This window comes from Sphingobium sp. YBL2, from assembly GCF_000943805.1.
In the GTDB taxonomy this organism is placed as follows: Bacteria; Pseudomonadota; Alphaproteobacteria; order Sphingomonadales; family Sphingomonadaceae; genus Sphingobium; species Sphingobium fuliginis.
This window is the reverse complement of the sequence record NZ_CP010954.1, coordinates 2073925-2087760: the sequence shown is the minus strand read 5'-3', so window position 1 is coordinate 2087760 and position 13836 is coordinate 2073925. Positions and strand designations below refer to the sequence as shown.

The following is a 13836-nucleotide window of genomic DNA, read 5'->3' as shown; positions in this document are numbered from 1 at the left end:
GCCATGAAACCGATCTTCCCTGCCCTTTCCGTCCTGATCCTTGCGTCCCTTTCCGCAGCCGTTCCGGCGGTGGCGGCCGATGCCGCGCCGGGCGCGGCGCTGGCGTCCAGCTACATATTGGGGGCCAATGACGAGATAAGGGTTTCCGTCTTCGGCGCCTATCCGTTCGACGTCAAAACCCGGATCAAGGAGGACGGCAGCGTCACCCTGCCCAGCGTCGGGGAAGTCGTGGCGCAGGGCGTGACCGCCAATGCACTGGCGACCAAGGTGCGCGATCAGTTGAAGGCGGGCGGATATTTCGTCAATCCGATCGTCAATGTGGAGGTGGTGAGCTATGTCAGCCGGGCGGTGACCGTCTTCGGCAATCTCCAGAATCCCGGCGTCTATCCGCTGGACCGGCCGCAGACGATCGCGATGATGCTGGCCCGCACCGGCGGCGCGCGGACCGATGCCGCCGATTACGCCATATTGCAGCGCCAGGGCGAGGAAGACCGCCGCATCCCGCTGGAAGACCTGAACAGCGCGACGGGAACCGGGCAGATGCTCCGCCCCGGGGATTCGCTGTTCGTGCCCAAGGCGGAGGACGTCTTCATCTACGGCCAGGTCAACAAGCCGGGCAAGATCACCTATGAAAGCGGCATGACGCTGCGCCAGATGCTGGCGCAGGCGGGCGGACCGACATTGGGCGGGTCCGAAAAGAAGATCAGCCTCAACCGCGGCAACCAGAGGATCAAGCGCGCCGACCTGGACATGCTGGTGAAGCCGGGCGACGTCTTCACCGTCCAGGAACGCATCTTCTGATCAGGCTGGGAAGGAACCCGAAATGTCCCTGTTTTCCTGGATAGCGCGGTGGCTGAGGCCCAAGCCCCAGCCCAAGCCCCAGAGCAAGGAGCTGGCGCGCCGCATGGCGGCCATCCGCGCCGCCGCCGCCGCCGAACCCGCCACGCCGGCGCCCCCGACGGCCGACATGTTGCGGTCGGCCATCCGCAAGGGGTTCAACTCGACCCAGCCCGTCACCAGTTCCAGCCATCTTCACGGCCGGCAGGAACAGTTGGAACTGCTGGTCGAGGGCGTTCTGGATCGGGGAAATCACGCCCTGATCTACGGCGCGCGGGGGTCCGGCAAGACGTCGCTGGCGCGGGTCTTCGCCAATATGGCCGACGACCGGGGCTTCGTCGTGCTCTATTCGGCGTGCGAACCCGATCAGGATTTCGGGGCGCTCATCAGGCCCTATGTCGATGCCCTGGCCGGGGCGCCGGTCGACTGGCCCGCGGACCGTCCGGTCAATCCGCGGGACGTGGTCGAACAGATCGCGCCGCGCGCCCGTCGCCGCTTCATCCTGATCCTGGACGAATTCGACCGCATCACCGACGGCGCCGTGCAACATGACGTCGCAAGGCTGATGAAGATGCTGTCCGACGCGGCCATGCCGGTTCATATCGTCGCGGTGGGCATCGCGGCGGGGGTCGATGCCCTGATCGCGGGCCATGCGTCCCTGCGGCGGCACATGTCGGTGATCCCGATCTCGCGGATCGAATCCCAGGCGGTGTTCGACATCATCGCCAAGGGCGCGGGGTCGATCGGCATGGGCTTCACCGATGCCAGCCGGGAGACCATCGCCCATCTCGCCTGCGGATCGCCCTATCATGTCCGGCTGTTCTGCGCCCTCGCCTGTTTCGAGGTGATCAAGCGGAAGGAACGGAAGGTCGACCTGCCCGCGACGCTGGCCGGGGTGGCGCGGGCCGTCAATGACTGGGCGCTCACCAATGCGGAGGACGCCGCGCTGTTCCGCAAGGTGATCGCGACGAACAGCCCGCACTGGAGCATGATCGAAACCATCGCCCGCACCGCCGCCGCTCACGGCTTCATCACCCGGCACGCGCTGGCGGATGAACGGGGCGAGCGCATCCTGTCCCAGTTGCGGGACGCGCTGATCATCGATGCGGCAGAGGATCGCATCGCCTTCCAGGACAGTCTGGCGCCGCAATTCATGCTGGCCATGCTGTTCGCCGCGCAGAACAGCGAGAAGATCGATGAGAACATCATCAGCATGAACGATCTTCATCGCCCGATCGCCGCCGAATAGGCCGGATCGCCATCGAATAGGATAGTGACTATGCTGATATTGGACATATTCCGCGCGATATTGCAGCGCTGGCGGCTGGTGGCGGGGATATTCTGCAGCGTCATGCTGCTGACCGCGATCTGGATATTGATGACGCCGCGCGAATATGTGGCGTCGGCCACGCTGCTGTTCGACACGCGCGCGCCCGACCCGCTGCCGGGCGAGACCCGCGCGGCCGGCGAACCCGCCGCCATGCTGGCGACCGAGGCGCAGATATTGCGCGGGGAGGCGATCACCGGCCATGTCACCCGCGCGCTGGGCCTCGACAAGGAACCCGAACTGCGCAGGCAGTGGTTCGACCAGACCAACGGAACCCAGACCTTCCAGGGCTGGCTGAACCGGCGGGTCCAGAGCGGGCTGGAGGTCACGCCCAGCCCGGCGGGCAGCACCATCGACATCGCCTATCGCAGCACCGATGCGGCCAGATCGGCGGAGATGGCGAATGCCTTTGCCGATGCGTTCAACAAGACCCGCCTGTCGATGAGCAATGATTTCGCCAAGCGCTACGCCGACTGGTTCAAGACCCGCCTCAGCGAATCCGAGGCGCGGATGGAAAGCGCGCAGAGCGAACTGGCGAAGTTCCAGCGCGAGCACGGCATTGTCTCCACCGGGGCGATCGATGCGGAAAGCACGCGGCTGAGCGAATTGTCGTCCAAATTGTCCACCGCCGAAGCGTCCGCCGCCGATGCGGGCGCCCGCGCCGCCGCAGGGGCGAGCATGCCCGAAGTGCAGTCGAGCGGGGTGGTCCAGGGATTGCGTGCGCAGATCGCGACCAAGTCGGCCGAAATCCGCCAGATGTCGGCGGAACTGGGGCCCAGCCATGAGTTGATGCGGGCGGCCAATTCCCAGCTTGCCCAGTTGCGGGCGGCACTGGCGCAGGAAACGGCCAAGACTTCGGGCAGCCTGTCCGCGGCCAGTTCCGCCGCCGCGGCCAACCGGGGCGCCATGCAGTCGCTGCTGAACCAGCACCGCGCCCGCATGCTGTCGCTCGCGGGCGACCGGGGCAAGCTCAACGTGCTGGAAAGCAATGTGGAATCGGCCAAGAAGCAATATGAGACCGAGACGCAGCAAATGGCCGAACTGCGCGCGAAGAGCAGCATCCCTTCGCTGAACGTGCTGCATCTGAACGCCGCAGAGGCGCCCTTGCTGCCGAACGCGCCGAACATTCCCGTGCGGCTGCTGATGATGACGATATTGGGCCTGATGCTCGCCATCGGCACGGCGGTCCTGCTGGAATGGCTACAACCCCGCGTCCGCAGCCGCGATGCGATGACATATCTGACCGGCGTGCCCGTGCTGGGACAGGCCGACCTCCGTCACATCGGACAGCAACTTCGCCTTGAAGGAGCCAAATGGTCATGAGACTCCGATCCACAGAGAGAAGCGAGCAGCCCGGCGCGATCTTCATCGCCGCCGGCCCGGGCGAAAAGCCCGAGATGAATGCCGTGGGGCCGATCCAGGTCGATCCGCTGGTCGTGGCGATCAGCGACCCGGAAGACCGGCTGGCGGTGCAGGCGCGCGACATACAGTCGACGCTGGCCGCGCTCCGCCTGGCGGACGGGCGGGCGCCCTCCTCCATCGCGGTCCTCACGGTCGGCGCGGTCGACGAGGCGGCGATCCTGACCGCCAATGTCGCGGTGTCGGCGGCGCTGAGCGGGCTGCGGACGCTGCTCGTCGACATGAAGCAGTCGGACTTCGTCCAGCACCGGCTGCTCGGCCAGACGCCGGTCACGCCCACCGATCCGGAGGATGACCTCCACGCCTTCGTCCGGCCTGCCTCGATCCCCAGACTGTCCCTGCTGGCGGCCGCATCCGACAGCCGGGACCTGGCCGACATGATGGCCGATTTCGACCTGTGCCTGGTCGACGCCAGCCATGTCGAGGACCTCGCCCTGGCAGCGGCCGGCGCGGAGGTGGCGATACTGGCCGTCAGCCGCGACGCCACCACCACGGCGGACCTCAAGTCCACGATCAACAAGCTGTCGATGCTGGGCATGCCGTTGATCGGCACGGTCATGATCGTGTGACGGCATGAAGCGTGGAACAGGCATGAAGATCGTCCATATCTCCCGCCAATATCATCCGGGCATCGGCGGGCTGGAGAATTTCACCCGCAACCTCTGCGAGGAGCAGGCGCGGGCGGGCCATGACGTGCGCATGGTCACGCTGAACCGCATCTTCGACGGCGATGGCGCGGAACTGCCCGCGCGGGAGACGATCGGCGGGGTGGAGGTCGTCCGCCTGCCCTTCCGCGGCGGACGGCGCTATCCCATTGCGCCGGCGGTGCTGCGCCATGTGCGCGATTGCGACCTGATCCACGTCCATGCCATGGATTTCTTCGTCGATTTCCTGGCCCTCACGCGCTTTCTGCACCAGAAGCCGATGGTGCTCAGCACCCATGGCGGCTTCTTCCACACAGATTATGCGCAGCGGCTGAAGCAGGTCTATTTCCACAGCATATCCCGCCTGTCGCTGAGCCGCTTCCACGCGACGATCGCCTGTAGCGAGGCGGATCAGGACAGTTTCGCGCGCATCTGCCGCCAGAGGCTGACGCTGGTGGAAAATGGCGTCGACATCGACAAGTTCGCGGCCGCCGCCGACCCGGATGCGCGGGCGATCCTCTATTTCGGCCGCATCGCCCCCAACAAGCGGATCGATCGGCTGATCCGCTGGTTCGCCGCGTTGAATGCGCTGGACCCGGCCTGGTCGCTGATCGTCGCGGGCAAGCCCATGGGCGTCGCCCTGTCCGACCTGCGCCGGATCGCCGTCGAACAGGGTATATCCCAAAAGGTGGAATTCCACGACAGCCCCAGCGACGAGGCGCTTCGCGCGCTGATCGGGCGCAGCAGCATCTTCGCGTCCGCCAGCGCCTATGAAGGGTTCGGCATATCGTTGATCGAGGCGGTTTCCGCCGGCCTCTATCCCGCCGCCAGCGACATTCCGGCGCATCGCCGGTCCTGCGAGAAGCTGGGCGTCGGCACGCTCCTGCATTTCGACGATCTCCTGTCGGCCGCGCGGCTGCTCAAGGATTTCCGCACCGCCAGGGTCAGGGGAGCCCTGAAGGACGCGGCCGAACCGCTGCGCGGCTATAGCTGGCCGGAGGTCTCGGCGCGCATCGTGCATATCTACGACCAGATATTGGGCCATCGCCAGCGGGCCATCGGTCCGGTGAAGGTCGCCGTTCTCTCCCAGACGGAGGCGCTGGCGGAAATCCGGTCCCATGTCCGCGCGCAAAGGCCGAAGGTCATCGCCTTCTGCAACGCCCATATGGCCAATCTGGCGCGGAAGGACGACCGACTGGCCGGGGCGCTGAGCAATGCGCTCGTGCTGAACGACGGCATCGGCGTCGATCTGGCGAGCCGGTTGCGCTATGGCCGCTCCTTTCCCGTCAACCTCAACGGCACGGACTTCATCCCCGCGCTGCTGAAGGACCATCCCGAAGGGCTCCGGCTGTTCCTGGTCGGCGCGGCGCCGGGCGTGGCGGAGCGCGCGGCGGTGACGCTGCGCCGCCTGTGCCCGCGGCTCTCGATCGTGGGAATGCAGCATGGTTTCTTCGACCCGCAGGAGGAAGCGGGCCTGAGCGACCGCATAGGGGCGAGCAAGGCCGATCTGGTGCTCGCCTGCATGGGCAATCCCCGGCAGGAGATCTGGGCGGCGCGCTGGGCGCCGGAGTTCGGACGGCCCGTGCTGTGCGGCGGCGCTTTGCTCGACTTCCTCGCCGGACGGGTGCGGCGCGCCCCGGCCTGGGTGCAGCGGGCGCGGTTCGAATGGGCATGGCGGCTGTTTCAGGAGCCGACCCGGCTCGCGGACCGCTATCTGCGCGGCAATCTGAGCTTCATCGTCCATGCGCTGAAGGATGCCTGGCGCGGGCAGGATTGGGAGGATACGCCCCCGCCAGCCCCGACCACAGCCCTGCGGGGGGCCGATGCGGCCTGACCCCAGCATGGCCCGGCGCCGGACGACCATGCCGAAGCGCATTTCGGTCGTCATCCCGTTCTTCCAGCGCAAGCGCGGGCTGCTGCGCGAAGCTGTGCGGTCGGTCGCCTGCCAATATCTTCCCTGGCCCGCCGAAGTCGAACTGATCGTCGTCGACGACGGTTCGCCGGTCGCGGCCGACCTGGATGTCGATAATCTCGCCTTGCCCGACTGGATCAGGCTGCGCATCCTTCGCCAGGCCAATGCCGGCCCGGCGGCGGCGCGCAACCATGGCCTGGACGCCCTATCGCCGGATTCCGGCTATATCGCCTTTCTGGATTCCGACGATCAATGGTCGACGCACCATCTGGCCTGGGGGATCGACACTTTGGGCACGGCGCATGATTTCTACTTCTGCGACAGCGCCATGCCGCCGACGACCATGTTCGCGGCCATGGCGTTTTTCCAGGCGCTGCCCGCGCAGCAGGGGGTCGAACTGCTCGACGGGACGCGCGGCACCTATCGCTTCGTCGGGACGAGCGGCGGATCGTCGATGGTGCGCGACTATCTGTGCCAGACATCGTCCGTGATCCTGCGCAGGTCGGCGGTGGGATCGCTCCGGTTCGAGGAGAGCCTGCGCTATGCCGGGGAAGACTGGCTGATGTGGGCGCGGATTGCGCATCGGGCGCGGGGCATCTGCTTCTCGCTTTCCGCCAACAGCCTGCGCGGCGAAGGCATCAACCTGTATCGCGACGCGCATGAGCGGCTGGGCGGGCGCAACCTGCGGCGCATCCTTTCCATGATCCGGGCGAACGAGCTGATGGGGGCGATCGACGGCATCGATGCGCAAAGCCTGATGCTGACGCAGCAGCGGCGACGCAGCTTCCAGATGGAACTGGCGGCGATCCTGATGCATCCGCGGCTTTATCTGGGCCTGATGGACCGGCTCCAGCGGGCGATGATCGCAAGGGCCTACCGGCACCTCTGGCGTGACCTGCCCGGCTGTTGGACGGAAATCCTGCGCCGCAAGCTGCGCCCGGCGGCCCTGCGGGAGATGCCTGCGTGAAGCTTTATTATTACCGGGCGCCGCAGGGGAATTTCGGCGACGACCTGAACGGCTGGCTCTGGGAAGAACTCGCGCCGGGCCGCTGGTCGGACGAGGATGATGGCGAGCTGTTCTGCGGCATCGGCACGATCATCGGCAACGACATGCCGCAGGCGAAACGGATCAGGGTGTTTTCCAGCGGCATCGGCTATCGTCCCGTGCCCGCCGATTTCGACAGCGGGCGGTGGAAGGTGACGGCGCTGCGCGGGCCGCTGACGGCGCAGGTGGTCGGGCGGCCGGAACGGGCGGTCGCGGACGGTGCGCTGCTGCTGTCGACCCTGCCGCGGCTGAAGCCACTGGCCGAGGAAGAACGGCACGGGACGATCTTCATTCCCCATTATGAGGCGATGGACGAAGGCCCCTGGGAAAGGGCCTGCGGGCTGGCGGGCGTGGAACTGGTCGATCCCCGGCAATGCGCGCATCGGGTGATAGAGCGCATCCGATCGGCGCGGCTGGTGATCGCGGATTCCATGCATGCCGCGATCATCGCGGATACGATGCGGGTGCCCTGGGTGCCCGTTGCGTCGTCCCGGCGGATCAACAGCTTCAAATGGCTGGACTGGACCCTGTCGCTGGACCTGCCCTATGAGCCGGTGGCGCTGCCCTCGATCAGCCTGCGGGCCTATTATGAGGGGCAGGTGCAGCGCTGCATCGGACAGGATTTCCGCCTGCCGCGGCCGGACAGGGATAGCGCCATGGCGCATTATCGGCGGATGATGCGGCGGGAGGGCAATGCGCTATGGCAATCGGTGCGCCCCAAGGTGAAGCATCACCTGCGCGCGCTGCCGGGGCGCCTGCCGGCGCAGCGTGCCGCGCGGGGCGCGATGACGCGGTGGGACAGGCGGCGGACGGAGCGCATGGCGACGGTTTTGCATCGGCTGGTCGGCGCGCCCGCTTTCCTGAGCGGCGATGCGATTTTCGCGCAGAGGGTCGAACAGTTGAGCTATGCGCTGGATGGCATTGCGGGGGGCCGTGAAGGCTGAATATTGCCTGCGGGGGCCTTAACGCGCAAGCATCCGCGCCCTGTGCCGCCGGACCAGATGACGGGCCAGCATCGGCCAACTGCGCCGGTCGCGCAGCATTTCCATCAGCAGCGCCCCCGGCCGGCGGGCGCGCAGGTGCGGATAGGCGCGGTTCCAGATCGCCTGGTCGCGGATCGCGTCCGCCCGTTTCGACAACAGCCCCGCCAATGCCCTGTCCGCCCGGATGCGCGGGCGGGCGAGCAGGCCCAGCGTATGGTCCCGCATGGCCTGGAGGTTGAGGATGGTGCGCGACTGGCCCGAACTGTCCGAGGAGATCGAACCGATGCGCTGCGTGAAGAGGTAAAGCCCCTCCCCCATCAGCATGAAGCGCGCGCCGGCCAGCAGCCAGTCCAGAACGAAGGCGAAATCCTCGCCATGGCGGAGGTGAGGCGGATAGTGCAGTCCGCGCGCATGGAGGAAACGGCGGCGGAAGATCGGCTTTAGCTGGCCATAATCGAAGGGGGAACGGCCGGTCATGCACTGGCCGACGAAATCCGCCGCGCCGACCTGCTGCACATGATCGTCCGCCAGCCTGAGCGCCCGGCCCGCCACGGCCTGTGCCTGCCAGTCGAAGAACAGCAGATTGTCGGCCACCAGATCGGCCTCATGCCGCCTCGCCACCCCGGTCATGCGTTGCAGCCGCCCCGGCAGGAACGCATCGTCGGCGTCGAGTATCGCGATCCACTCGCCCTGCGCCGCGGCCAGCCCCCTGTTGCGCGCGACCGAAGGTCCGCCATTTTCCGCGCTGACGATCAGGCGGACATTGTCGTGCATGCGCGTCAGGCCCCGCGCCACCCGCAGCGTGTCGTCGCTCGACGCATCGTCGATGATCAGCACTTCGACCGGCACCTGCTGCGCCAGCGCCGAATTGACCGCGCGAACCAGCGTATCCTGCGCATTATAGGCGGCAATTATCACCGAGACACAAGGGGTTAGGTTCCGCTGCATAGGTGTTATGCCTTACTCGAAACAGGGGTGGGCTTTGGATATAACAGCCGCACAAGCAGCAGCGAATTGAGGGAATACCCCTAGGATATGTCCCAAGGGTCCGAACCCGATCTTCCCAGTGCGGACAGACAATATGCCGATGGTCGCCATTTACAGACGCGGTTTCCTGCCCTTGTCGGAGACCTTCATTGCGGACCATATCCGGTCGCTGCGCCGATACCGCCCCTTCGTCATGGCCGACGACATTGTCGGCGGCCATTATCGGGACGGACAGCAACTGCATCTGCTTCATGAACCCGGCGCCGGAAAGTGGAAAAGGATCAGCAGTCGGCTGACCGGACATTACGACCATCTGGACGGACAACTGTCCTCACGCTCCGCCGGCCTGATCCACGCGCATTTCCTTCAGGATGGCGCGGGCATTCTGCCGCTTGCCCTGCGGCGGCGCATGCCGCTGGTGGTGACGGCCCATGGCTATGACGCGACCGTCACCGCCCGCGAACATGCGCGGCGCACGGAGGGGCTCTGGTACCTGATGCTGAAGCCCGTCCTGATGCGCTATGTCGACGGCATCATCTGCGTGTCGAACTGGATCAGGCAGTGCCTGCTGGAGGCCGGCTATCCCGAAGGCAAGCTGCGGGTCATCCGCCTGGGCATCGACCCCGCCGCATTGCCGCAGGTGGATTCCCCCTCGCTGCGCCGGGGCGCGCTGTTCGTGGGCAGGCTGGTCGAGAAGAAGGGCGTCAACTTCCTGCTCGACGCCTGGGCGAAGCTGCCGCCCCGCCTGCGCGAGGAGCCGCTGACCATCATCGGGGACGGCCCGATGAAGCCGGCGCTGATGGATCAGGCACGAAAACTGGGCATCCAGCCGGTATTTGCCGGCCCGCAGCCGCGAGAGGCGGTGTTCGCCGCCATGGCCCGGCACAGGATCTTCGCCATGCCCAGCATCCGCGCCGCGAATGGCGACAGCGAAGGGCTGCCCATCGTGCTGATGGAGGCGCAGGCCCTGGGCATGGCGGTGGTCGCCTTCGACGACGGGCCGATGCGCGAAGCCATCCGGCCGGGGCAGAGCGGCCTGCTGGCGGAGCGGCGCGACACCGGCAGCTATGCCGCGCATCTGGAACGGCTGCTGCTGTCGGCGGACCTGTGCGAAAGCTTCGGCCGGGCGGGACGGGAATGGGTCAACAACAGTTTCCACATCCGGTCCAACATGGCGGAACTGGAAGATTATTACGACGAAATCATCGGCCGCAGGGAGAGACGCCATTGAACATCCCCATTTCGGCCGCCCTCGCACCCCATGGCGTCACCAACGCCCGCATCCTCATCCTGTCGCGCCACGATTATCGCACGGCGCGCCGCGCCAGCGTGCATTTCATCGCCCAGAAACTGGCCGAACGGGGTCATGACGTCGCCTTCCTGTCCATCGGCTACAGCTGGCTGTCGCGGCTGCGCGGCGACAGCCGGGCGGCGCTGGACCCGCGCGCCAACCGCTGGGAAACGGTGGACGGCCTGCGCGCCTATCTGTGGCGGACCCGCTGGCATCCGGTCAAGATGCCGGTGCCCGATGCGCTGACCGGCTGGCTGTTCCACCGCTGGGCGGGCATGGCCTGCCCCGCCCTGGACGAGGCGGCGGCGACGGCGGACCTCATCCTCATCGAATCCGGCATCGCCCCCGCGCTGATCCGGCGGGTGCGGGCCATCGCCCCGCATGCGCGGATCGTCTATCGCGCGACCGACCTGCTGGCGACCGCCGGCGTGCCGCCATGCATCGAAACGACGCTGCACAGGCAGGCGCGCGACATCGACATGGTCGTGGTCGTCGCCCGCAGCATGCTGCCGCATTTCGACAGCTTCGACTGTCCGCGCATCTTCATTCCCCATGGCGTCGACCTGCGAAACCTGCGCCGGCCGACCGTCAGCCCCTATGACCGGCCGCATAATGCGGTGGCGGTCGGATCGATGCTGTTCGACGAGGGCGCGATCCGCACGCTGGCGCAGGCGGTTCCCCATTTCACCTTCCACATGATCGGAACGCCCAGGCACGCCTTCCCGTCCAATGTGGTGCTGCACGATGAGATGCCCTTCGAACGGACGCTGCCCTATATCCAGCATGCCGATGTCGGGATCGCGGCCTATCTGCCGGCGGAAGCATCGGCCTATCTGGCGGATTCCAGCCTGAAGCTGATGCAATATGGCGCCATCGGCCTGCCCGCCGTCTGCCCGGATTTCGCGGTGGGCGAACATGGGCTGCGTTTCGGCTATCGGCCGGGCGACGCCGATGGGATGGTGCAGGCCTTCGCCAGGGCCGCCCAGACGCGCCGGCGGCCAGCGCCGACGCAGGATTGGGGCGATGTGGCCGACCGGCTGGTGGAGGTCGCCCTTGGCTGAGCTTGTCCTGCAAAGAGACGTCCGGATGCAAGGCGCCGGGGACATGCTGCGCGCGGTCGTGCCGGTGGCGGCCATGGCGCTGCTGGCGGCGACGGTCCTGTTCAACCCGTTCCTCGCCTGGGTGAACAGCCATGTCGCGCCGATGAACGGGTCGATCGTGTCCGTGATGCAGGGCGGCATCGTCATCTCTGCATTGCTGCTGGGCCTGTTCCAGCCGGTCGCGCTGGCGGCGCGATGGTGGACGCTGGCCGCGCTGCTGGTGATGGCCGTGCTGCTGACCAGCGCGATCCGGGCGCAGTTCAATCCCAAGATATTGGGCGACGTGCTGCTGATCCCGGCCTTCATCCTGCTGGGCACGGCGCTGCGCGCCGACCTGTTCCGCCGGTCGGTCCTCGTCATGCAGGCGTGCATCCTGCTGGTGGGCATGTGGGAACTGGCGCGGCCGGACCAATATGGCGCCTTCTTCAACGTGGTCGATTATTATGTGAACACGCGCGGATATGACGCCGACGCCTTCTGGGCGGGCGGATCGCTGTTCCTGAGTTCGGAACGGCCGGGCGGGCGGCTGTTGCTCAACGGCTTCGGTTTCCATCGCGGGTCGTCGCTGTTCCTGGAGCCGGTGTCGCTCGGCAACTGGGCGGTCGTCGTCACCATCTTCACGGCGGCCTGCTGGCGCGAACTGTCGCGCTGGGGCCGGGCCTTCATGGTGGCGTCCACCTTCGCGCTGCTGGTGATCTGCGACGGGCGGCTCGCGATGACGGTCATCCTGCTCTTCTGCCTCTATCTGCCGCTCTGCCGCTATCTGCCCGACCGCTGGAGCGCGATCTACCTGCCTGTCATGCTGGGCCTGCTTTGGCTGGGGGACGCGTTCGGCCTGCTGATGCCCAATGGCGACAATTTCGCCGGGCGGCTGGGCATCGGCCTGCATGCGCTGGGGACGATGGATGCCGCCGCATTGCTGGGGGTCAGCCCCGAATTCGCGCGGCTGGACGATGCGGGATGGGCCGATTTCATCCAGTCCCAATCCGTGCTCATCGCGCTCGGCCTCTGGCTGGCGCTGTCGCTCACCGGGTTCGGCAGGGCGCCGGGCGACCGCATGGCGAAACATGGCACCATGCTGTTCCTCATCCTGTGCCTGCCGATCAGCAATTCGCTGCTCTCGATCAAGACGGCGGCGTTGATGTGGGCGCTCTACGGCTTCTGCTTCGCACGCGGGCGGAGGGCAGCGGACAGCACGCCCCCGGCATGAGCGGGCGGCATATTCCAGCGCTGGACGGGTTGCGCGGCTTTGCGGCGCTGATCGTGATGCTGTCGCATTTTCCCGATGTCGGGCTGCCGCCCTGGGTCAATCACCGCCTGGGCGATTATGGCGTGATGCTGTTCTTCGTGCTGAGCGGTTTCCTGATGGGCCATCTCTATCTGGGGCAGAAGCCCGACGTCGCGGCGCTGCTGCGCTATGGCGCGGCGCGGGCGGGGCGAATCCTGCCGCTTTATCTGGCGGTGTCGCTGCTGTCCTTCTTCCTCTTCAGCTATGCCGATCCGGCCTTCATCTATCGCATAGACGGCCAGCAGCTCCTGCGGTTGCTCAGCTTCACCAGCGCGCAGCCGATCTTCTGGTCCATCGGCCCGGAATTCCAGTTCTATTTCCTCTTTCCGCTGATCTGGATGGCGTTCCACAGCAGCCGCCCGAACAGGCCGGTCGCCTTCCTGGCGCTGGCGACCGCGATCTGCCTGAGCTATGCGATCAGCAGTTGGACGCCGGGCTTCTCCGTCTTCGCAAAGCTGCACATCTTCATCGCCGGGATCGGCACGGCATTGCTGATGAAGGCGGCGCCGCCGCGCCCGCCGCTCGCCATGCTCGTGCTGGGAAGCGCCCTGGCCTTCCTGGCCGCCATCCTGCTGTCGCCGGCGTGGGCCGAACCCTTCCTCTTCCCGTCGACGCGCGGCGACCCCAAGCATATCGGCTATTATGGCGATCTGGCGAAGGTCCTGCTCTGCGCCTGCGTCATCCACAGCGCGACCATCGACCATCGGCTGAACGACTGGCTGTGGGGCAATGGCGCGATGCGGCGGCTGGGGGCGTGGAGCTTCTCGCTCTATCTGCTGCACATGCCCGCTTTCTATCTGGCGGGATATCTGCCGGTGCCGCCGGCGCCGCGCGCCGTGGCATCGCTGCTGCTGGCGGTCGGCATCGCGGCGCTGTCCCATCGCTTCGTCGAAGGGCCGGCCAACCATTGTTTGCGCCGCCTGCTTGCAAGGCTGTTCGACCGGCAGCCCAAGGTCATCCTATTGCCCGATCTCAGCCGGGCGGAGGTTCGAAGGTGAGACGA

The 13836-nt window shown here is 66.7% G+C and carries 12 protein-coding genes; 11 read left to right on the top strand and 1 reads right to left on the bottom strand.

All coding sequences use genetic code 11. The annotated features are described in order from the left end of the window. The first annotated feature begins 3 nt into the window (after positions 1–3). From TZ53_RS09530 to TZ53_RS09500, 7 genes are read left to right on the top strand one after another with little or no spacing between them, the layout of a single operon-like run. Complete coding sequence (locus TZ53_RS09530) at positions 4–801, top strand: SLBB domain-containing protein (protein ID WP_025547673.1); 798 nt, start codon at positions 4–6, stop codon at positions 799–801. Positions 802–823: 22 nt separating this feature from the next. Further along, entirely contained in the window at positions 824–2086 is a 1263-nt protein-coding gene (locus TZ53_RS09525) for an ATP-binding protein (RefSeq protein WP_044661110.1), read from the top strand. A 30-nt stretch (positions 2087–2116) separates the two neighbouring features. Next, on the top strand, positions 2117–3487 hold the full coding sequence (locus tag TZ53_RS09520) for an exopolysaccharide biosynthesis protein (RefSeq protein WP_025547675.1): 1371 nt from the start codon (positions 2117–2119) through the stop codon (positions 3485–3487). Then, entirely contained in the window at positions 3484–4152 is a 669-nt protein-coding gene (locus TZ53_RS09515; protein WP_037481691.1) for a tyrosine-protein kinase family protein, read from the top strand. The genes TZ53_RS09520 and TZ53_RS09515 overlap by 4 nt, the downstream gene beginning before the upstream one ends. Positions 4153–4156: 4 nt before the next feature. After that, positions 4157–6061, top strand: a complete 1905-nt coding sequence (locus TZ53_RS09510; RefSeq protein WP_229742657.1) for a WecB/TagA/CpsF family glycosyltransferase — start codon at positions 4157–4159, stop codon at positions 6059–6061. A 28-nt stretch (positions 6062–6089) separates the two neighbouring features. Continuing rightward, positions 6090–7106, top strand: coding sequence for a glycosyltransferase family A protein (locus TZ53_RS09505; RefSeq protein WP_238320158.1), 1017 nt, complete (start codon positions 6090–6092; stop codon positions 7104–7106). Beyond that, positions 7103–8128 (top strand): polysaccharide pyruvyl transferase family protein, encoded by a 1026-nt coding sequence (locus TZ53_RS09500; protein ID WP_044661109.1) that lies wholly within the window; start codon positions 7103–7105, stop codon positions 8126–8128. The genes TZ53_RS09505 and TZ53_RS09500 overlap by 4 nt, the downstream gene beginning before the upstream one ends. Before the next feature lie 18 nt (positions 8129–8146). Here the strand turns inward: TZ53_RS09500 and TZ53_RS09495 are convergent, their stop codons facing one another. After that, the gene (locus tag TZ53_RS09495; RefSeq protein ID WP_025547682.1) at positions 8147–9085 is read right to left on the bottom strand and encodes a glycosyltransferase family 2 protein; all 939 of its coding nucleotides are present in this window, start codon (positions 9083–9085) and stop codon (positions 8147–8149) included. Between the two features lie 163 nt (positions 9086–9248). Here TZ53_RS09495 and TZ53_RS09490 point away from each other — a divergent pair, with 163 nt between their 5' ends. Genes TZ53_RS09490 through TZ53_RS09475 form a run of 4 tightly spaced genes read left to right on the top strand, consistent with a single transcriptional unit; the run spans position 9249 to position 13831 of the window. Further along, positions 9249–10385, top strand: a complete 1137-nt coding sequence (locus TZ53_RS09490; RefSeq protein WP_025547684.1) for a glycosyltransferase — start codon at positions 9249–9251, stop codon at positions 10383–10385. Then, on the top strand, positions 10382–11506 hold the full coding sequence (locus tag TZ53_RS09485) for a GumK N-terminal domain-containing glycosyltransferase (protein WP_044661107.1): 1125 nt from the start codon (positions 10382–10384) through the stop codon (positions 11504–11506). Before TZ53_RS09490 ends, TZ53_RS09485 begins: the two co-directional genes overlap by 4 nt. After that, on the top strand, positions 11499–12755 hold the full coding sequence (locus TZ53_RS09480) for a polysaccharide biosynthesis protein GumE (protein WP_238320157.1): 1257 nt from the start codon (positions 11499–11501) through the stop codon (positions 12753–12755). The genes TZ53_RS09485 and TZ53_RS09480 overlap by 8 nt, the downstream gene beginning before the upstream one ends. Continuing rightward, complete coding sequence (locus TZ53_RS09475) at positions 12752–13831, top strand: acyltransferase family protein (RefSeq protein WP_025547688.1); 1080 nt, start codon at positions 12752–12754, stop codon at positions 13829–13831. The genes TZ53_RS09480 and TZ53_RS09475 overlap by 4 nt, the downstream gene beginning before the upstream one ends. Positions 13832–13836 lie beyond the last annotated feature (5 nt).

Bases quoted from the DNA above. Each gene is read 5' to 3' on its own strand.
- TZ53_RS09525 (WP_044661110.1), top strand. From the start codon at position 824: ATGTCCCTGTTTTCCTGGATAGCGCGGTGGCTGAGGCCCAAGCCCCAG.
- TZ53_RS09475 (WP_025547688.1), top strand. From the start codon at position 12,752: ATGAGCGGGCGGCATATTCCAGCGCTGGACGGGTTGCGCGGCTTTGCG.
- TZ53_RS09490 (WP_025547684.1), top strand. From the start codon at position 9,249: ATGCCGATGGTCGCCATTTACAGACGCGGTTTCCTGCCCTTGTCGGAG.
- TZ53_RS09530 (WP_025547673.1), top strand. From the start codon at position 4: ATGAAACCGATCTTCCCTGCCCTTTCCGTCCTGATCCTTGCGTCCCTT.
- TZ53_RS09520 (WP_025547675.1), top strand. From the start codon at position 2,117: ATGCTGATATTGGACATATTCCGCGCGATATTGCAGCGCTGGCGGCTG.
- TZ53_RS09510 (WP_229742657.1), top strand. From the start codon at position 4,157: ATGAAGCGTGGAACAGGCATGAAGATCGTCCATATCTCCCGCCAATAT.
- TZ53_RS09515 (WP_037481691.1), top strand. From the start codon at position 3,484: ATGAGACTCCGATCCACAGAGAGAAGCGAGCAGCCCGGCGCGATCTTC.
- TZ53_RS09505 (WP_238320158.1), top strand. From the start codon at position 6,090: ATGCCGAAGCGCATTTCGGTCGTCATCCCGTTCTTCCAGCGCAAGCGC.